The organism is Butyrivibrio proteoclasticus (assembly GCF_900115735.1).
GTDB lineage: Bacteria > Bacillota > Clostridia > Lachnospirales > Lachnospiraceae > Butyrivibrio > Butyrivibrio proteoclasticus_B.
Genome location: NZ_FOXO01000002.1, coordinates 100,000 through 120,612, shown reverse-complemented (window position 1 = coordinate 120,612; position 20,613 = coordinate 100,000). Strand labels below are relative to the sequence as shown.

Here is a 20,613-nt window from a genome sequence, read left to right as displayed (position 1 = left end):
TTTTTTATTATTTTTTTACACTACCGACACAAAAAATGCCATAATAAAACTAATAATAATTTAAGAAAAAGGATAAAAAATGAATAAACACAAATCAAAACCAGGTCTTCTTTTAATTCTTATCATATGTCTTTTGATCATAATAATAGGTATTACCCAGTATGTAACGCATAACAATTCCAGCGCTATAGATGAATCTCACGTATTTTCTGAAGGCGGTCTTACTATAGCCAATTTAAACGTAGGAAAAGCTGACTGTGCCGTACTGCAAGTCGATGACATTGTCGGAATGATCGATACAGGAACCTATGATGCCTATTCTACTATCGATAGTTTCCTAAAGGATAATTCAATTACAGAAATAGACTTCCTTATTCTCACACACTATGACCAGGATCATATCGGCAGCGCAGTAAAAATCATATCATCATATGACGTAAAAAACATTTATCTTGCCGACTATGTAAGTCAGAAGGAGTATTATACAGGTCTTATGGATTGCATAAAAGCAAGAGAAAATATTTATTTTGTAAATGAAAACATCGCATTTAACTACAATGATATTTCAATTGATATCTACCCTGCATCCTCACCTGATGAACTTCTTTCAAACAGTAATAATGCGGACAACAATATGTCTCTGGTTTGTATGATAACCTTTGGAGCAAAGAATTTTCTTTTTACAGGAGACATTGAAAAAGACAGAATTGAGCAAGTCATAAATGACGGCTACTCTTTAAGTGCAGACTGGATCAAAATGCCCCATCATGGAGGCTATACCAAAAACACAAGTGACCTCCTTGCCATCGTAGATCCTGATTTTGCAATTATCAGCACTTCAAACGAAAGACCGGCTGAAGAAAAGCTTTTGGATCTTTTATCATCACTTAGTATAAAAACTTATGATACTACCTATGGAACAATAATTACCTATTGCGACAAAAACAGCATAGAAATCACTCAAAAAAGTAATTGACACTATCTATAACTTCATTAAAATAAAGTAAGTCAGTTTTATACTTTTTTAATAATTAGGAGCAGGAAATGGGTAAAGACTTAATTACGCTTGAACATATCAGCAAGTCATATGATGGTCAGCTAATACTTGATGACCTTAATCTTTCTATATATGAGAATTCTTTTGTTACACTACTTGGCCCAAGTGGCTGTGGCAAAACCACTACTCTTCGCATAATAGGTGGTTTTGAGACGCCAGACAAGGGGCATGTTATATTTGACGGAAAAGACATCACAAATCTTTCACCTAACAAAAGACAGCTAAATACTGTCTTTCAGAAGTACGCACTTTTTACACATATGACTGTAGCAGAAAATATTGCTTTTGGTCTTAAGATAAAAAATAAATCAGACAGCTATATTAAAGATAAGATCAAGTATGCCCTTAAACTTGTTAATCTTGAGGGATATGAAAACAGAAGCCCTGAATCTTTATCAGGCGGTCAGCAGCAAAGGATCGCCATTGCAAGAGCCATTGTTAATGAGCCTAAAGTTCTTTTGCTTGATGAACCGCTTGGAGCACTTGATCTAAAAATGCGTCAGGATATGCAATATGAACTTAAAAGGCTTAAGGAAGAACTTGGCATTACCTTTATTTATGTAACACACGATCAGGAAGAAGCCCTTACCATGTCTGATCATATCGTAGTAATGAATCAGGGATATATCCAGCAGGAAGGCTCTCCCGAAAAAATATATAACGAACCTGAAAATGCTTTTGTTGCTGACTTTATCGGAGACAGCAATATTATCAGATCAACAATGATCCGCGATGAACTGGTAGAGATTCTCGGGTCTAAATTTGCATGCGTAGACAAAGGTTTTGGAGAAAATAAGCCCGTCGACGTTGTAATAAGACCAGAGGATATTGAACTCGTTTCTCCTGAAAACGGCACTTTAAAAGGCATAGTGACAGACCTCACATTTAAGGGTGTTCACTACGAAATGGACGTTGAGGTTGGAGGCCGTGAACTTTTGGTACATTCAACAAAGCTCTCTCCTGTCGGCACAAATGTTGGTATAAATGTTGATCCATACAACATTCAGATAATGAACGTTCCTGAGTCAGAGGATGAGGAGGCCATCAGTGAAACTATTTAAAAATAAAAACACTGCTTCTCTTTTATCATCCCCATACATGGTCTGGGCTTTTATCTTTATCCTGGTACCATTGGGAATGGTAATCTATTACGGTTTCACAACTGAAGAGGGATTTTTTACTTTTGAAAACATTGCCACTATTGCTAAACCTGGTTATCTAAAGGCTTTGATAAGGTCTATCAGACTTGCCCTTATCAGTACTTTGGTGTGTCTTATTTTGGCATATCCTTTAGGAATGATTCTTTCATCCATGAAACTTACAAGAAATACTTATATCGTTACTCTTTTCATTCTTCCTATGTGGATGAATTTTCTTTTAAGAACTCTTACCTGGATGACTCTTTTAGAAGGAAAAGGCGTTATCAATACTGTTTTGGAAAGCATTCATCTTCCTACGATAAATATAATCAACACGCCTTCAGCCATAGTACTTGGCATGGTATATAATTTTCTGCCTTTTATGATTCTTCCTATTTACAATTCTCTTAGTAAAATAGATGAGAATGTCATAAATGCTGCAAGAGATTTAGGTGCAGACTCACTTCAGACTTTTCTAAAAATCACATTTCCATTGTCACTTCCCGGAGTTTTAAGCGGAATAACAATGGTATTTATTCCTGCCCTCACGACCTTTGCTATTTCCTCAATGCTTGGTGGTTCCAAAATTCTTCTTATCGGAAATATCATCGAGCAGGAATTTACACAGCTTTATGACTGGCATCTTGGAAGTGGTCTTTCAATCGTGCTTATGATCTTCATTTTCATAAACATGATAATCGAAGCCCTTTCAGACAAACAGGGAGGTAGATAAATTGAGAAAAGTTCTTGAAAGATTATATTTGGGGCTTTTACTTATTTTTATGTATGCTCCGATAATCACACTTATTGTTTTGTCCTTTAATTCCAGTAAATCCAGAGCCAAATGGGGAGGCTTCACACTAGAATGGTACGTCAATCTCCTTTCTGATGAGGCCGTTGCCAGTGCTCTTTTTAACACTTTATCAATTGCAATACTTGCCACTATCATCTCAACAATTATCGGTACTATCTCTTGTATCGCAATGATAGGCCTAAATGCACGGCTTCGTTCATTTATAATGAGCATCACAAATATACCGATGATAAATGCAGACATTGTGACTGGTATATCCCTCATGCTACTATTTAGGTTTTTACATATAAGTTCAGGATTTACTACAATTCTTTTGGCGCACATTACATTCAATATTCCATTTGTAATGCTTAGTGTAATGCCAAGAATAAAGAACATGAATGTCTATGTATATGAAGCAGCCCTTGACCTTGGCGCAGCACCTTTATATGCGTTTTATAAAACTGTACTTCCTGATTTATGGCCAGGGATTGTATCAGGAGCACTTATGGCATTCACCATGTCTCTTGACGACTTCATTATCACATATTTTACAAAGGGTTCAGGTTTTGAAACTCTTTCAACTCTTATTTATAACGAAGTAAAAAGAGGTATTCAACCTGAAATATATGCTCTGTCAGCCATAATATTTGTAGTAGTTTTGACACTTCTCATGCTTGTCTACAGAGTTCCTGCCAAAAAGAATAAAGACTAACTTTGGAGTTACATATGAAAAAGAAATTTCTAAGTGTATTTCTATCACTGACAACATTAAGTGCACTGCTCTCAGGCTGTGGAGCCAAAAACAGCACTTCATATCCGAACGGTAAATTGTACGTGTACAACTGGGGTGAGTATATAGATGAAGACGTCATAAAAGAATTTGAAGATGAAACAGGAATTGACGTTATCTATGATATGTTTGAGACTAATGAAATAATGTTTGCCAAGCTGGCTCAGGACACCTCCGCTTATGACGTTGTATGTCCTTCTGATTATATGATACAGAAGTTGATTGAAAACAACATGATTCAAGAGCTTAACTTTGACAACATTCCAAATATTGCTAACATAGGCGAGCAGTATTTCGAGTCATCCAAAGATTTTGATCCCGAAAACAAATACTCAGTACCCTATTGCTGGGGAACAGTTGGAATCCTATACAATAAGACTATGGTTAATGAAACTGTAGATAGTTGGGATATTCTCTGGGACAGCAAATACTCTGGTCAGATTCTTATGCAGGACTCTGTAAGAGATGCATTCATGGTAGCCCTTCTCAAAAACGGCTTCTCAATGAATACAAAAGATGCATCTGAAATTGATATCGCAACAAATGATCTTATAGCTCAAAAGCCACTTGTACAGGCTTACGTAGTTGACCAGGTAAGGGATAAGATGATTGGCGGGGAAGCTGCTCTTGGAGTTATCTATTCAGGCGAAGCAATATATACAGCACGTGAAAATCCTGATCTTGAGTATGTAGTGCCAAAAGAAGGCACTAATGTATGGATTGATTCCTGGGTAATAACCAAAGGTTCCAAAAATGTTGAAAATGCTGAAAAGTGGATAGACTTTATGTGTCGCGGAGACATTGCTCTTAGAAACTTTGAATACATAACCTACTCCACTCCTAACACAGTTGCTCAGGAAAATATTGAAGACGATGCAATCCGCAATTCCAAGGTTGCCTTTCCTGACCTAAATGAAATAAATACAGAGTCATATCAGTATCTTGGAATCGAAACAGACAGACTCTACAATGATGCCTGGATGGAAGTAAAATCTGCTGATTACTGATAATAATAAAAAACGCGCTGGTAATGAATGCCGACGCGTTTTTTATTATCATTTTTATAATTACCGTTTTTAATTTTCCATGTACTTGATTCTTAAGTCATTTCCCCTTGCGGTCACACTAGCTTCTGCTCCCATAATAACAGGAAGCATCGGAGAAATATGTCCTATATCAGCGTCCATTATGATAGGAACGCCAAAGCCTTCAAGAATATCCGTTACAGCATTATATTCATTAACTCCTGTAAACTCTTCTCCTCTTGCTCCTCTCGCCCTTCCAATAATAAAGCCCTTGGCATCATCAAACCAACCTGCTTCTCTAAGATTCCACAGTGCTCTTCTATAGGACATAACATTAAGATCACATTCTTCTAAAACCCAGATTATATTCTTGTGCTCTTTCTTAAACTCTTTCATATTGTCAAACCTTGTACCAACAAGGTCAAATAGCACATCAAGGCACCCACCAAGAAGTATTCCTTCACATTTAAGCTCTTTTGTCTCATCTACCTTCACAGCCCTCTTGCTACTACAATCAAAAGAACTTAATATCTTTTTCTGATTAAGATCATAAGTCATGAGTTTTTCATAATCTATGGGAGCGTCTGGATCAGATGGTTCATCACTATATGAATACATATCGTAGCCCGTAAAAACAGTCTTTGTTCCTTCTAACAGTGCAAAAGCATCTTTTTCAGTGTCTTCCCAGTTCTTCCCATAACCATTGATACAAGGTCCATAAATTCCCATAGTACCGGCAATAGTCACTAAAGGGAAAATAAAATGAGTATTATCTGAATAACCTATAAACCACTTTGGCTTACATTCTTTTAATTTCTCAAAATCAACATAAGTAATGGTCTCATTCATTAGCTCACCACCACCGGCAGATATAATGGCGTCTATATCGTCCCTTTTATAAAACTCCATAAGTTCAGCACTTGTAACTTTTGGATCTGTACTTATTCCCTTTCCATCACCCATTCGTGCTGTCTTACCTTCTATAATGTTATAGCCTCTTTCTTTTAGATTTTTTATAGCTATGTCAATAAGAACACTATAGGGTTCTGTTGCTGCTCCAAAAGAAGGTGCTGTTATTCCAATTGTATTTCCTTTTTTGATGCTTTCTGGCCTTCTGATCATTATTTTGGCTGCCTTTCAATTTATTTTTTTACTATTTCTGCTCTCTTTGAGTAAGATTTCCTGTAAAATCTGTTCATTTTATAACATTCCCAAAGTGACAGGAAATGTCCCTCTCCATGTCTCATTACTGCAATATGGGCAATGCATCCTTTATCAAGTACATCTGCTACGTCCATGGCATCATCATAAGACGCGCCAAGGCAGTAAGCTCCATCATATAGTGAAAAAACAGCATTGACGTTCTTTTTAATATTATGATAACTCATACCGTCCTTTCCGTGTTCATTGCTTGGAACTTTTACGCTTACGCCGATGAGCTGAGCAAAGTCATACAGAAGCGGTCGCATGTGGTTTGCTCTCCTTGATACTGTCATTACGGCTTCCGATTTATTATGAATGATATATTTTACATCCTTCCTCTTTGCATATATAAGCTCATGAATATGTCTTACACGTTTAGGAGTATCTGGAATATCATAAACTATCTCGCCATTTTCAAGATGCGAGTTAAAACCAAATTCCACACCATGATGTATATCCGTTTTACAGACATCAATAAGGAAATTGTTACATGCAATCTCCATCTTTTCAGCCTCATAAATTGCCTCTTTAGAATTTTTTCCAAGGCACAATGTTCCATGATTGGCCATGATAAAACCGTTGCAATCATGATATTTTTTTATAGTTCTAATCGTATTATCAACAAGCTGCTCAGTCCCCGGAAGAGCAAATGGTGCAACCGGAATCTCGACATCATTATCTTCCAGATATGATAGTATTCTCTTCATTCCAAGTGTACCGGCGCATGAAGCATAAACCTGATGTGTATGGATAATAAAATCTATATTTTTTCGTTCTTTATAGCAAGCCGCATGAACAGCTTTTTCAGTTGAAGGTAAAAAATCTCCTTTATAAGACAGATCTTGAATATTAACTTCTTCGATCATGTCCGGAGTAAGATCCTCGTACTTTATTCCACTTGGTGTTATCAAAAAGCTCTTCTCATTTATTCGCTGACTTACATTTCCCCATGTTCTTACAAGAAGACCGATTTCATGAAGTTCTCTTGCAACTTCAATAATATGTTTCTTTGCCTCTAATATTTCCTCTTTACCATGTAACATAAAAACCCACTCCTTCTTATGCCTTATTTTCTAGTCTGACCATTTCCGTAGATCTGGTATTTATAGGAAGTAAGCTCTTTTAGACCCATCGGTCCCCTTGCATGGAGTTTCTGTGTACTAATTCCTATTTCAGCTCCAAAGCCAAATTCGAAGCCATCTGTAAATCTGGTTGATGCATTAACGTAAACACATGCTGCATCAACAAGTGCTAAAAACTTATCTGCTGTTTCCTTGTTTTCAGTAATGATTGCCTCTGAATGACCGGTGCCATACTTATTTATATGATCAATTGCCTCATCAACACATTTTACCGACTTAACAGAAATAATGTAATCAAGATACTCTTTTCCGAAATCTTCTTCTGTTGCATCAATGGCAAAAGACATATATGCCTTACTTGGCTTATCTGCTCTGACTTCAACAGAGTGTTCTTTCATAGCCTTTTCAAATTCAGGAAGGAACTTCTCCATAATATCTTCATGAACGATAAGTGATTCTGCAGCGTTGCACACGCCAATTCTCTGTGTCTTAGCATTGATTATGATTGGAATTGCCTTCTTTAGGTCAGCGTCCTTATCAACATATATATGGCAGTTACCTGTTCCCGTCTCAATAACAGGAATATTGGAGTTTTCTACAACCGCTCTTATAAGTCCTGCGCTTCCTCTTGGAATCAGAACATCAACGTATTCTTTCATCTTCATGAAATCAGTTGTAACCTGTCTGTCCGTAGCTTCTATGAGCTGAATGGCATCTGCTGTAATACCAAGGCTTTGAAGAGTGTTTCTGATAGAATTCGTAATTGCAATATTGCTGTTTATAGCATCACTTCCACCCTTAAGAATAGTCACGTTACCTGACTTAAAAGTAAGAGCAAATGCATCCGCTGTAACATTTGGACGTGATTCATAAATTATTCCAACAACTCCAAGCGGAACTCTAATCTTTTTTATCTTAAGACCATTTGGTCTCTCAAAATGTTCAATTTCCTGCCCTATAGGGTCTTCAAGTGCGGATACTTCTCTGATGCCTTCAGCCATAGCTTCTACTCGTTTTTCATCCAGTTTAAGCCTGTCTAAAAGCCCTTGATTCATGCCATTTTTTTCACCATTTTCATAATCGATGCGGTTTGCTTCAAGGATCTTGCCACAATCTTTAATAAGACCATCTGCCACCGCCAAAAGAGCCCCATTTTTTTCTTTTGTTGAAAGCTTTATCATTGCCGGCTTTGCAGCCTTCGCATTTTTACAAATATCAAGTAATACCATAGCTCCTCCACTTCTAATAACAAGTCACCAGAAAAATTCGTTATTTAAAATAATACCACAAATGGCTTAAAATACACTACTCTTTGCTCATACTGCGCGGAGAATTTCCATAATATTTTTTGAACACATTTGAAAAATAACTCACATCGCTATAGCCAACTTTTTCTGCAATTAAAGACAGCTTTTCATCGGTTGCAGTGATCAGCCTTTTTGCCTCCTGCATACGCACCTGTGTTATATATTCAGACAGTGTCATATTCATTTCACTTTTGAACATCTTCCTAAGATAAGTCTGGTTTACACATAGTTCTTCCGATATGTCAGCAACTGACAATTCACTGTTTTTATAATTCTCTTCTATATATTCCTTTGCAGAAAGCGCAACGTCCCTTGACTTGGACTTTTTCTTATCCTTTTCAAATTCAATCCTCTTTTTAAAAAGATATATCACTTTATCCTTCATTTCATTAGAACCTATCGATCCGGAAAAAAAGTCTTCAGGTGAAAAACCATCGCCATAAATCTTCTCTATTGAAAATCCCGAATTGATAATGTTAGTCATAAGTACGCTGAGAGCACTGCTTATAATATTCATATCCGAGATAACGTGGCCATCTTTTGAGGGACACGCTTCTCTAATATGCTGCCACATTGTATTGATGACATTTTCAACGTCATCCGATAATAGATTTTCAATATCCTTGTTCAGCCTGAAGATTGCATCAAGAGAAGTAAAAACAGGTGGTTCTGATTCTTCTCTAAGGTCTATGAGTTTTCCGCATCCCTTGACCATTACAGTTCCAAGTGCTCTTTCATAGCCTTTTTTTACACCTTTTAGCTCATCAGCCCTGGAAAGAACAATTGTAATATCAAACCCAAGCTGGTTTTTTACCACATCAATAATATCCGTAAACTCATATCCCTTGAAACTACTGATATCCAAAGCTCTATTGAAACGCATGAGGATAATGATGTTATTTTCAAAATCATTAAAAATCTTTACTTCACCATCAATATCAAGTTTATCCTCAAGCATTTTTGCAATGAGCCGCTCCCAGTTCATAAGTTCTTCCCTGGAGCTGTTATTATTTATGTCTCCGTCAAATTTAACCAGACCTAAAAGGTACCCGGCTCCGGATCCCCATCCAAATATTTTCTCTTCAATCTCATTTGAATGTTCAACATCTGATATGCCGGCATATATAAGAGCTTTGAGCTCATCTGTCAAAACATAGTCATCTCTAAGTGAGTTCTCTATAGCCTTTCCAATATTATCCTGAAGCTTTAAAAGGCTAAGTATCAGTTCTTCTTTTTCAAAAGGCTTCACTATATAATCACAAACACCGATCTTTACTGCTTTTCTTGCATATTCAAATTCATTATTCCCGGTTATCAGAACAACTGCAGTGTCCGGATAATCCTTTATGATCTTTTCGGAAAGCTCAAGACCGTTTAAATATGGCATAGTTATATCTGTAAGCACTACATCAGGGAGATATTCATCCATCTTTTGAAGTGCTTCTCTGCCATCATGAGCCTCACAGCATATTTCAAACCCATATGCATTCCAATCAATGCAGCCCCTTAAATATTCCAAAAAAATAGGCATATCATCGACAATCATAATCTTATTCAAAACAATTTACCTCTTTTCACTTACATCAGGTATCTTTATTGTAAAAGTCGTACCCTGATTTTTTTGGCTGTCAACACTAAGGCCAAATTCATCGCCAAAATATAGTCTGAGCCTGTGATCAACACTATATACACCAAAATGTTTTCTGTCAGCATCCTCCGGAATCTCATTTCTCTTAAGATTTCCCTGCATGGATATGAGTTTCTCAGGATCAATACCAACGCCATCATCAGTTACATAGAGCTTTATAATGTCTCCGTTTTTTTGCCCGGTTATAGTGATCTTACCCCAATCTTCCTTGTACTTAAGTCCGTGGTAAATCGCATTTTCTACAAGGGGCTGAAGCGTCATCTTAGGTATATTGATTACAAACAACTCCTTTGGTATATCAAAGTCATACTTAAACTTATCTCCATATCGCATAGTCTGAAGATCAAGATAATCCCTGGTGATCTGTATCTCTCTTTCAATACTGACGATTTCTTCACTGCCGGATAAAGAATTCTTGTAGTAATTCGCCAGCTTCTGAGTAACTCTTGCAGCCTCTTTTGACCTGTTCATCTCAATAAGCATGATGATAATATCCAAAGTGTTGTATAGAAAATGCGGCTTTACCTGTTCCTGGATCAAAGCTAGCTCATATTCTCTTTTCTTTTTAGCCTCTTCATCCACCTGATTTAAAAGTTCCAAATTCCTCTGAGTCATATAATTAAAGATTCTTCCAAGTCTTCCTATTTCATCCCTTGTCTTGAACCTGAACCTGTAGCTCATATCGCCCTCGGCTATCTGCTGAGCACCGTCATGTAATATCTTAAGGGGCCTTGTTATTATATTGGTTGAGAAAACAACAGATAAAAGAAGTAAAACTACGGAAATAGAACCTGTAGTAAGCAAAATAAACCTAAGGTCTTTCCCTGTTACATTAAATTTATTTAGATTTGTGATTCCTACAACAGTCCATTTGAATTCATCTATTGTGTCTTTTGCCATAAGATAAGTCTCGCCGCCATACTTCAAGAGCTCCTTGGGGCTTTCTATTAGTCCATTCAAAAAATCTGTATCAGAATAGAACTGCTCTTTACTGTCGCTTTCAGAAATACAGTTTCCCAATGTATCATAAAGAAAATAATAGCTTATCTCACTTTGCGAAGATTCAATAAGATAATCCTTGTCCATATTCACAAAAAGATATCCTATAGGGCTTCCGGTCACAATATTTATGACATGTTTTCCCATGGTTACTATCTCTTTGTCATCCCTGTTCATGATGTTTTCAGCCTGATCCATCATTACAGTTTTACCGCCCATATCCTTTAAATATGATATGTACTCCGAAGCCATTATCTTATCCTTTATATCTTCAAGCTTGGGATCACTTGAGTAAAATCGCCCTTCAGAGTCAATAAAAACAATAGATGATATTCCATTATAAATAAGCAGTGATTGGGAAAGCTGCGATGTTATCCTCGCATCCCTTGTTACCTGCTTCATGATCCTTTCGTTATAGAAATTACTAAACTCGATCGTCAGATTATTTGAGCAAAGCTCGCCATTTTTCAAAACAGATGTGATCCTGTCCGACATGATCCTGATATTTTCTTCAATCTGTTTTTCTGCTCTTTGCATAATTGCTCTGTTATAAAAAATAAGCATCAAAACAGTAAGTAGCACTATTGGTATTAGTGCTACTACAACTGTCATTGATGCTATTTTATACTTTATTGACATGTTGCGGGCTTTATCCTTACCGGAAAGCTTCCTGTCAGAATGCTGCCTCTCCATGTCCTTTAATGTCATATTCAAGATTAACCCTTTACCGCTCCTCCGATTGTCATGGCACTTTCCACCTGCTCAGAGAAAATAGAATAAACTATAATTGCAGGGAATGATGCAATAACCATTGTAGCACCCATTCCTCCCCAGTCTGTCGTAAATTCGCCCTGGAAGAACAACACTCCAAGAGGAAGTGTCTTAAGCTGAGGAATACTTCCAACTACAACATTGGCAAGAATGAATTCATTCCATGCATTAAGGAAAATGTAAATAACAAGTGTAACTGTAGCCGGCCTTACAAGTGGCTCAATGATCCTGAAAAATGTCTGATAAATATTGGCCCCATCCATACATGCAGCCTCTTCAAGCTCCATAGGTATCCCTTTAAAGAAGCCATAGTATACCATGCAGGCAAATGCAAGGTTTATAGCTATATAAGGGAAAATCAATGACCATCTTGTTCCCATAAGATTGAATCTCTGGACAACCTTAACTACAGGAATCATGATTGCCTGTACAGGGATAAACATTCCAAGCCCCAAAAACAGCCTTGTAAAAGTTCTTCCCTTCCAAATCATTCTACTTGTTGCATAGGAAAATAGCAATGCGCAAAAGATTGTAATAACTACTGTTCCTACAGATACAAGAAGTGAATTTAAAAAGTATAATGGCACATCATATTTAGTCCATGCAGTTATGTAATTTTCGTAATGTAATGGCCAAGGAAATCCAAATGGATTTGTGACAAAAATCTCCTGATTAGTCTTAAATGAATAAAAAAGCATCCATATAAGCGGGTATAATGAAAAAGCTGCATATATCCAGCAAAACAGCACAAAAACTTTGTGCAAAACACTTTTATTAGTTTCCATATGACAGCCTCCTCTTCTTAGATTTTTCTTCCTCTTTTAGCTGATTCTTTTCTCTGAAAATAAAGTTGATAAGTAGCATAACAAGCATACACTCGATGACCATAATTGATGCAGATGCAAGACCATATCCGTAGTCAGACTTCTTAAATGCTGCATTATACATCATGTATGTAAGCGTGAAGGTTGATTTATTTGGTCCACCGCCTGTCAAAATATTCATTTCAGTAAATGCTTTTATACCACCAGTCAGGGATATGATCAGGCAAAACTTATATGTTTCCGCAAGAAGAGGTATCGTGATCTTCATATGTGCTTTTACATTTGAGCATCCGTCAATTTTAGCCGCTTCATAATAATCTGCAGGTATTGATTTTATCCCTGCAACTATAAGTGCAAACTGATAGCCCATCCACTGCCATGCATTTACAAATGCAATAACATAGATTGCCTTATATCTGTCTCCTAACCAGTTTTGAGTATAGTCAGAACCAAATGTCTCAAACAGTTTGTTCAGAAGTCCCTGTCCGCTTAAAATTGCACTCCAGAGCTGACAGACAACAGTTACTGACAAGATTACAGGTATGAAATAAGCAACTCTCAAAAACTTTCTGCCCTTCATCTTTTTATCAGAAATTGTTATGGCAAATACTGTCGCAAAGAACATCTGATATACGGTTATGATAATTGCGAAAATAAGCTGATTTCTGTTAGATGTATAAAAAACTCTATCATTAAAAAGGTCTATGTAATTCTTTAAACCCAGAAAAGTCGGTGTTGTAAGACCATTCCAGTCAGTAAAACTGTATGCAAAAACCTGGATGATTGGAAAAAAATCAAAGATTATAAAAATTGCAAGTGCAGGTAAAACAAATAGAAATATAGCAAGCTTGTTACCCATGTATTTTTTCATGGTGGTTCTCCCTTATCATAAAATCAGGCGGCCGTTGTAAGCCGCCTGGTTTATCAAGTTTTGATAATAATTATTCCATCACGTCTTTCATATCTGCAATGAACTCATCTGCTGTAAACTGACCTGAAACAAGTCCCTGTGACTCAGACTGTATACCATCGTTAAATGTTGAATTTGTAAGTCCCCATGTGAACTTTGTTGTTGCTGTGATTGAAGGAAGTGTATCTGAAAGCTTCTTCATCATTGCAGGATACTCAGAATCTGGTTCTTTGCCTGTATCAAGAGCAACAAGTGGATTATGTCTGTACATAACCTTTGCTTCGCAGTACTTCTCTGTGATAAACTCTGCTACTTCTGCTGCGAGCTCAGCGTTCTCTGAATCAGGGTTAACTGCAAATCCAGATGCACTTCCGCCGCCTGAGAATACGCTCTTACCAGCTTCATAAGAAGCTTCATCTGCTGCAGGATAGAACATCCAGTCAACGTTCTCGCCAAGAGCAGCTGTTGCATCTTCAATATACCACTGACCATTTATGAACATTGCAGCATTTCCTGAAAGGAACATCTCAGATGCCTGATCATAATTTGTTGTTGTTGCTGAATCCTGGAAAAGACCTGCTGCAACAAGCTCTTCCAATGTCTTTGCTGCTGTAAGGTAAGCTTCATCAGTGATGCTTGCTGTTCCCTCATCAAGTGCCTTAATACCGCCCTCTGTGTATCTTGTAGCTACAACATCATAGGCAGCTGCTGTGTTCCAGCCTTCCTGTCCAAAAAGTGCAAGAGGAGTAATTCCCTTTGACTTAAATACTTCAATACAATTCTTTAATTCATCATATGTCTTTGGAACTTCAAGGCCATTTTCTTCAAAGAGAGCCTTGTTGTAATACCAGAGCACATATTCCTGACCAGAGAATGGGAATGCGTAGATATTTCCATCTTCTGCATATGCAAGATCCTTATTGGCTTCATAAAGCTTATCAAGGAAGCCTGTTGACTTTGCAACATCATTTAATACCATGATCTGATTTGACTCGCGGAAAGTATTGATAATATCAGTACTTGCCTGGTAGATATCAGGTAACTGTCCTGTAGCTGCAAGAGTTTTAAGTGTCTGTCCGTCATCCTGAGCCTGAACAATAAGATTAAGCTCAACATTAGGATAAGCTTCTTTAAGCTGCTCTACTGCATAATCATATGGAACTTTTGTATCATCATCTGCATACTGTGTGTAAATTGAAAGTGTAACCTTCTCCCCTGGCTCCTTAGCCTGAGTATTTTCTGCCTCAGCAGTAGCTTCAGCTGTAGCAGCCTCACTTGGTGCCTCGGTCTGAGTCTCTGTAGTTGTTTGTGCGCTCTGCCCACAGCCAATGATTGTTGTAGCCGCAACTGTAGCGCAAAGCAGAGAACTTAAAATCTTCTTTTTCATAATAATTCCCTTCCCTTCTCTAAATGGCTTCCCTTGGGGAAACTCATATATTGATTACAGTATTCAGTATAAGGAAAAATAATCTCTAAAAAAATGAAATATTCAAAATTCTTTTTGTAAAAATCAAAATACCCAAAAGTTATTTTTTAATTATTTTTTACAAACTATTTATACTCGTAATAATGGCCAGATGTTATCATTAAAAAGAAGGCGTGACAAATGCATTTATCAGGGAGCATGCGATGGCTTACAAGATTGTTGTTGTGGATGACGATCCGGCAATGATAGCCGCAATACGTAATATTCTAATAAGCGCTGATATGAAAGCAATTCCTATGACATCCGGAAAAGTTCTTCTGGATTTCATTGAGTTGCAAACAGCCGACCTTATTCTCCTTGATGTTATAATGCCGGAAATGGATGGCCTTGAAACTCTTTCTGCTCTTCGTGAAAAAGAAAAAAAACTTGGAAAACGACAGATTCCCGTAATATTCCTGACTGCTGAAGACAACAGATATATTGAAAAAAGGGCCCTTGAGCTTGGAGCTATGGACTTCATAAAAAAGCCCTTTGTTCCGGAAATACTTACTCTGCGTGTAAGCCACTGTATTGAGCTTATTACTCTTCAAAATGAACTTACTAAAGAAGTAAAGAAGAAAACAAAAGAAAATGAACAGCTCTTTTTAGGCATTGTAAAAAGCCTTGCCGCTGCCATTGATGCAAAAGATACATACACAAACGGTCATTCTGTTCGAGTTGCCGAGTATTCGCAGGAAATAGCAAAAAGAGCCGGTTTTGATGAAGATATGCAGCAAAGGATCTACATTACAGGTCTTTTACATGACGTTGGAAAAATTGGTGTTCCCGATGCAATTATCAACAAAGAAGGCAAGCTAGATGATGTCGAATACGAAATAATCAAATCACATCCCGAAAAAGGATCGACAATACTAAAAAATATAAAAGAAATGCCTGAGTTAACGATAGGCGCAAAATGGCACCATGAACGCTATGATGGAAAAGGCTATCCTGAAGGGCTTTCCAGTGATCAGATTCCTGAAGAAGCAAGAATCATTGCAATTGCCGATTCCTATGATGCCATGTCCAGCAACAGAAGTTACAGGCGTAGTATGCCTCAGGAAAAAGTAAGAGCAGAGATTGAAAAAGGTAAAGGCACACAGTTTGACCCGTATTTTGCAGACATCATGCTCCAAATGATTGATGAGGATAAAAACTACGATATGCGCGAAAAAGAAACTTAAACTCTTGCAGCTTTTGATTGCAATTTATCTTCATACATCAGCTTATCTGCACGTTTAAATACATCATTCATGGAAGAATCTGCATTTTTGTCATATATTGCCATTCCAATAGCTGCTGAATATCTTTCCCATGGCTGTCTTGAGTTATCCTCCATAAATAGTTTGAAAGCAACCTTAAGCTCCTCTAAAAGTTTCTCCCTGTTTTCGTAATCTCTATTTTCCAAAAGAACAACAAACTCATCTCCTCCTATACGAAATACCGGAGAATGGTCGTAAGTTATGCAGATCTGATGACAGGCACCAAAAATATAGTCATTTCCATGTTCATGACCATAATTGTCATTGATTTTCTTCAAATTATTAAGATCAATCATGATGATTCCAAATCTGGCAATTCCTTTAGAAATATCCTCATTTACACGTATTTCAGTTTTATCGTACCAAGCCTTGTTTTTCACATGGGTAAGAGCATCCTGATAAGCCAGTATATCCATATGACTTACCTGACTCTTCATATCTTCGACTTTTCCTTCAGCATCAATTACATTTTTTACATATGTTCTCATATCCTGAGACATCTGATTGACAGCATCTGAAAGAGATTCTACTTCATTTTTGGTATGAATTCCCGGATCTTCATAGATTAGAAGCGTAGGATCAAGCTGATAATGACTCCTTTGAGCAAAAGAAACAACACTCTTTTCAAGTTTTCTAATAGGTTCTGTAATATTGCGGTTCATCCATAAAAGAAACAGAACAAAAAACATTGCACCTAAAAAGGCAATCAGGACAATATTTGCTGCTGTATAAGTCTGAATGGCACGCTCTACGTCTTCAACTTCGATATCCACGCAAAGAGCTGCAAAATGCTCTCCTTTACTGTTTATAAGAGGCATCATAGCTGTATAATCATAGCCCCATGTACTGAAATTTTTAAAATAGGAAATTTTGTTTAGATCAAGATAATGCTGATACCGTTCAAGTTCCTCAAGTTCATATACATCTTTAAGTATAAAGCCAAGATAGTATCCATCAGGATCTGTTTTTCTTCCCTCCGCTGTATCAGCTGATATAACATTCATCATCCCATAATCATCGCCATTTAAATATGGTTTTATTATATAAAGGTAATGAATATCAAAATCCTCCATTATTGAATCCATAAAAGAAACCAGCTCGGTATATTTGTCAGATTCAATTCCTGTTTCCACACATTCCGAGAGATTTTCAATATCTATATGACTGTAAACATACTCTAAAACGTCAAGCATCCTCTTATTGTAAGACTCATATAGAGAATAATTGAATGATCTATATGTAAGTATGCTTAATACAAGACAAAGTAGTGTGATAAATGCAAGAATAAACAAAAAAATGCTGCGCTTTAACGGTCTCTTGCTTTTACTTATAAACTGATCATCTTTTTGTAAATCCATATAAACTCTCCATAATTTATCATTTTATACATACTATTATATCAATATTACGTTTATATAAGTCAGTTTTATAAATACTTAAGAATTCTTTTAATATTTTTCCAAAAAAGACCTTCCATCACAAGATGGAAGGTCTTTTCCTACGCGTTTAATACCATATCTACCGGAATATCATGAATTTCAGAAGGAACAACCTCTATAATCTGCTCTGTAAATGCAAGAGCTACAGACATGATACCATTATATTTTGAAAGAAATCTGTCATAATAACCACCCCTGTATCCTATCCTGTTTCCCTTTTTATCAAAAGCAACACCGGGAATTATCACAAGCGTTTTTTCAGTAGGGCCCAAAAAGATCTTAGAGCTTTCATTTATCTCGGGCTCTCTTATCCCCATATAACCAGCTTTAAGATCAGAAAGCATTTCTATCTGAATAAACTCCATAAGTCCATTGTTTTTATCAGTACATTTAGGACAAAATACTTTTTTCCCACTTTCAAGAGAATGCTCTATAATCCCATCAGTGATCACTTCACTTTTCATTGAAGCATAAATCAGGATATTTTCAGCATCCACATACTCTTTTAATCCAAAAAGCTTTTCAGCTATCAAACTGCTTTTTTCTTCAATTGCTTCAACTGAAAGCAGATTTCTTTTCTCTAGTACTTCTTTTCTTATTCTGTCTTTTTTATCAGCCGTTTCTTTTTGCATAATTCTTAAGCGCCACAAAAATAATAACGAAATATATGAAACCAATCAACGCAGTGATAAACTGAACTACTGAAAATGTGTACTGGAATACCGGCATTTTCTGACGAAGTGGTGACTGCTCAGGGACAAATGTTGGCAAAAGCCACAACGAAATAGTCAATCCCATAAATACAGCCTTTAAAAGTGAACACAAAACTGCTTTAATGATAAGCTTAAGGCTACCTATGCCATCCAAGTTCATTGTATCTAAATCTTTTTTCAAAATAAAATGCGTAGACACAACAAGAACAACATTTCCCAGCATGATAAATGGAATTATTGCCGGAACTACCATCATAACAGGTGAAGCCGCTATAAAGTATGCTGTTATCGGAGTAATAACAGATAACACTATTGCACATGGAAGGTTAACAAGTGCAACTGCCAATAAAAGGCATGCATTTATAATAGGGCCCGTAATAAATACACTTAAAGATTTAAAAAACTGACTTACCAGACAAATTGCCAAAAGAATCGCCGTTATCGCAATTTGCTTTGTTCCAAAAGAACTACTTTTTTTCATTTTTACATATCCTCTCTGCCACATATTCTGCTATTTTCATTCCATCCATTGCGGCTGACATTATACCGCCTGCATATCCTGCACCTTCTCCGCAGGGAAATAATCCTTTAACATTGACAGATTGTCCATTTTCATCCCTGCCTATCCTTACCGGTGAAGAAGTTCTGGACTCAACCCCTGATACAAGAGCATATTCACTATTGTATCCTTTTATCATACTACCAAATTTTTCCATGCCTTGAATAAAGGCGTTATTTAAATCATCCGGTAAAATATCATGCACATTTGCGAATACATGATCACCTCTCATGGATGGAGTGTTCTCTTTAAGATTAAAATCTTCTTCATATTGCGACAATAAATCATCTACAGTCTGCTTATCATCTTTACCTGACACAGCCGCTTTAAAATTTCCGTAGTACTCGACAGGAATCTTTCCATTACCCGCTTTGTAAGCCTTTTCTTCAAGTTTTCTTTGAAACTCTATACCAGCCAGAACGTCATCACTGCCAAAATCCTTGGGATCTACTGTTATAATTATTGCAGAATTGGCATTACTACTATCACGTTTGCTATAACTCATACCATTTACAGCAAGTCTGCCCTTCTCGGATGATGCATTTACAACAAATCCTCCCGGACACATACAAAAAGAATACACACCTCTTCCTGAATCTGTGGTTGTTGTAAGCTTATAGGGCGCAGGTCCAAGCGCCTTGGGACTTGCTATTCCATATTGTGAAAAATTGATAAGAGCTTGCGGATGCTCAACTCTGAATCCCACAGCAAAAGGTTTTGGGGTCATCTCAACCTTTTTTTCTTTAAGCATATAAAAAGTATCCCTGGCACTATGCCCAATGGCAAGAACAGCTTCGTTACATGGAATGATCTCAGTACCAACTTTGAGCCCTGTTACCTCACCATTCATTGAAAGTTCGATTCCATCAACTTTTGACTCAAACCTGACTTCACCGCCCCACTCAATGATGCTGTTTCTCATGTTCTTAACAACATCTCTTAATATATCTGTGCCTATATGTGGCTTGGCATCATATAAAATATCTTTAGGCGCTCCATTATCAACAAATATCTTTAACGCAGTTCTTCCTCTTCCATCTTTGTCTTTAACCATGGTATTAAGTTTACCATCAGAAAAGGTTCCTGCACCGCCTTCACCAAACTGAACATTTGAAGTCTCATCAATTTCACCTGTTTTCCAGAAATGTTCGACAATTTCTGTTCTTTTGTCAACGTTAGCCCCTCTCTCAAGAATAAGAGGCTTAAAACCATGTTTTGCAAGAACATATCCGCAAAATAGACCTGCAGGTCCTGCACCAATAATAACCGGCCGTAAATCTTTTTTATCTGCAATATCCTGATAATCATAAGGAAATACATATCTTACAGGCTCAATAATTGAAACATCCTTATTCTTACATTTCTTTACAACACCTGATTCATTTATATTCTTCAAAGACACATCAACAATATATATATGATAAATTTCCGGCTTTTTCCGCGCATCAATTGAATGTCTGATGATTTCAAATGATTCTATGTTTCCTTCAGAAATTCGTAATATCTTTGCAGCCTTCGTCTTCAAAACATCATTTATCGAATCGTAGTCATAGAATTTGTTCTCATCATGTATTAATTTAATTTGGTTAATTCTAATCATTTTATTTTTCCTATATGTAATTTG

Annotated in this window: 18 protein-coding genes; 6 read left to right on the top strand and 12 right to left on the bottom strand. The window is 36.8% G+C overall.

Translation table 11 applies throughout. The features are described from left to right. The first annotated feature begins 79 nt into the window (after window positions 1-79). From BM146_RS01735 to BM146_RS01715, 5 genes are all read left to right on the top strand, one after another. Complete coding sequence (locus BM146_RS01735; RefSeq protein WP_074883442.1) at window positions 80-976, top strand: ComEC/Rec2 family competence protein; 897 nt, start codon at window positions 80-82, stop codon at window positions 974-976. A 68-nt stretch (window positions 977-1,044) separates the two neighbouring features. Then, window positions 1,045-2,118 (top strand): ABC transporter ATP-binding protein, encoded by a 1,074-nt coding sequence (locus BM146_RS01730; RefSeq protein WP_074883438.1) that lies wholly within the window; start codon window positions 1,045-1,047, stop codon window positions 2,116-2,118. 37 nt (window positions 2,119-2,155) lie between these two features. Continuing rightward, on the top strand, window positions 2,156-2,929 hold the full coding sequence (locus BM146_RS01725; protein ID WP_420314837.1) for an ABC transporter permease: 774 nt from the start codon (window positions 2,156-2,158) through the stop codon (window positions 2,927-2,929). Window position 2,930: 1 nt separating this feature from the next. Then, a complete protein-coding gene (locus BM146_RS01720; protein WP_074883432.1) occupies window positions 2,931-3,704 on the top strand; it encodes an ABC transporter permease in 774 nt (257 codons plus the stop codon). Between the two features lie 14 nt (window positions 3,705-3,718). Continuing rightward, complete coding sequence (locus tag BM146_RS01715) at window positions 3,719-4,789, top strand: ABC transporter substrate-binding protein (RefSeq protein ID WP_074883430.1); 1,071 nt, start codon at window positions 3,719-3,721, stop codon at window positions 4,787-4,789. Window positions 4,790-4,858: 69 nt separating this feature from the next. Here the strand turns inward: BM146_RS01715 and BM146_RS01710 are convergent, their stop codons facing one another. The 8 genes from BM146_RS01710 to BM146_RS01675 all read right to left on the bottom strand — a co-directional run bounded on the left by BM146_RS01710 (window position 4,859) and on the right by BM146_RS01675 (window position 14,938). Further along, window positions 4,859-5,929: a S66 family peptidase gene (locus BM146_RS01710; protein ID WP_083413357.1), complete on the bottom strand. Its 1,071-nt coding sequence runs from the start codon at window positions 5,927-5,929 to the stop codon at window positions 4,859-4,861. 20 nt (window positions 5,930-5,949) lie between these two features. Next, complete coding sequence (locus BM146_RS01705; protein WP_074883427.1) at window positions 5,950-7,053, bottom strand: class II aldolase/adducin family protein; 1,104 nt, start codon at window positions 7,051-7,053, stop codon at window positions 5,950-5,952. Between the two features lie 23 nt (window positions 7,054-7,076). Then, window positions 7,077-8,321 (bottom strand): glutamate-5-semialdehyde dehydrogenase, encoded by a 1,245-nt coding sequence (locus BM146_RS01700; RefSeq protein ID WP_074883424.1) that lies wholly within the window; start codon window positions 8,319-8,321, stop codon window positions 7,077-7,079. Between the two features lie 76 nt (window positions 8,322-8,397). Beyond that, window positions 8,398-9,957 (bottom strand): response regulator transcription factor, encoded by a 1,560-nt coding sequence (locus BM146_RS01695; RefSeq protein WP_083413356.1) that lies wholly within the window; start codon window positions 9,955-9,957, stop codon window positions 8,398-8,400. 6 nt (window positions 9,958-9,963) lie between these two features. Further along, the gene (locus tag BM146_RS01690; protein ID WP_083413355.1) at window positions 9,964-11,754 is read right to left on the bottom strand and encodes a sensor histidine kinase; all 1,791 of its coding nucleotides are present in this window, start codon (window positions 11,752-11,754) and stop codon (window positions 9,964-9,966) included. Window positions 11,755-11,762: 8 nt separating this feature from the next. Continuing rightward, window positions 11,763-12,602 carry a carbohydrate ABC transporter permease gene (locus tag BM146_RS01685; protein WP_074883422.1) on the bottom strand — a complete coding sequence of 280 codons (840 nt, stop codon included), beginning with the start codon at window positions 12,600-12,602 and terminating at the stop codon, window positions 11,763-11,765. Further along, complete coding sequence (locus BM146_RS01680; RefSeq protein WP_074883419.1) at window positions 12,592-13,512, bottom strand: carbohydrate ABC transporter permease; 921 nt, start codon at window positions 13,510-13,512, stop codon at window positions 12,592-12,594. Before BM146_RS01680 ends, BM146_RS01685 begins: the two co-directional genes overlap by 11 nt. 70 nt (window positions 13,513-13,582) lie before the next feature. Beyond that, entirely contained in the window at window positions 13,583-14,938 is a 1,356-nt protein-coding gene (locus BM146_RS01675; RefSeq protein WP_074883416.1) for an ABC transporter substrate-binding protein, read from the bottom strand. Window positions 14,939-15,180: 242 nt separating this feature from the next. Between BM146_RS01675 and BM146_RS01670 the strand changes: the two genes are divergently transcribed. Next, entirely contained in the window at window positions 15,181-16,200 is a 1,020-nt protein-coding gene (locus BM146_RS01670; RefSeq protein ID WP_074883413.1) for an HD domain-containing phosphohydrolase, read from the top strand. Here the strand turns inward: BM146_RS01670 and BM146_RS01665 are convergent. The 4 genes from BM146_RS01665 to BM146_RS01650 form a co-directional block, all read right to left on the bottom strand. Then, entirely contained in the window at window positions 16,197-17,636 is a 1,440-nt protein-coding gene (locus tag BM146_RS01665; RefSeq protein ID WP_074883409.1) for a GGDEF domain-containing protein, read from the bottom strand. The genes BM146_RS01670 and BM146_RS01665 overlap by 4 nt on opposite strands. A gap of 140 nt (window positions 17,637-17,776) precedes the next feature. After that, on the bottom strand, window positions 17,777-18,349 hold the full coding sequence (locus BM146_RS01660) for a 5-formyltetrahydrofolate cyclo-ligase (protein ID WP_074883406.1): 573 nt from the start codon (window positions 18,347-18,349) through the stop codon (window positions 17,777-17,779). Further along, window positions 18,330-18,911 carry an ECF transporter S component gene (locus BM146_RS01655; protein ID WP_074883403.1) on the bottom strand — a complete coding sequence of 194 codons (582 nt, stop codon included), beginning with the start codon at window positions 18,909-18,911 and terminating at the stop codon, window positions 18,330-18,332. Before BM146_RS01655 ends, BM146_RS01660 begins: the two co-directional genes overlap by 20 nt. After that, window positions 18,898-20,589, bottom strand: coding sequence for an NAD(P)/FAD-dependent oxidoreductase (locus BM146_RS01650; protein ID WP_074883400.1), 1,692 nt, complete (start codon window positions 20,587-20,589; stop codon window positions 18,898-18,900). The genes BM146_RS01655 and BM146_RS01650 overlap by 14 nt, the downstream gene beginning before the upstream one ends. Window positions 20,590-20,613 lie beyond the last annotated feature (24 nt).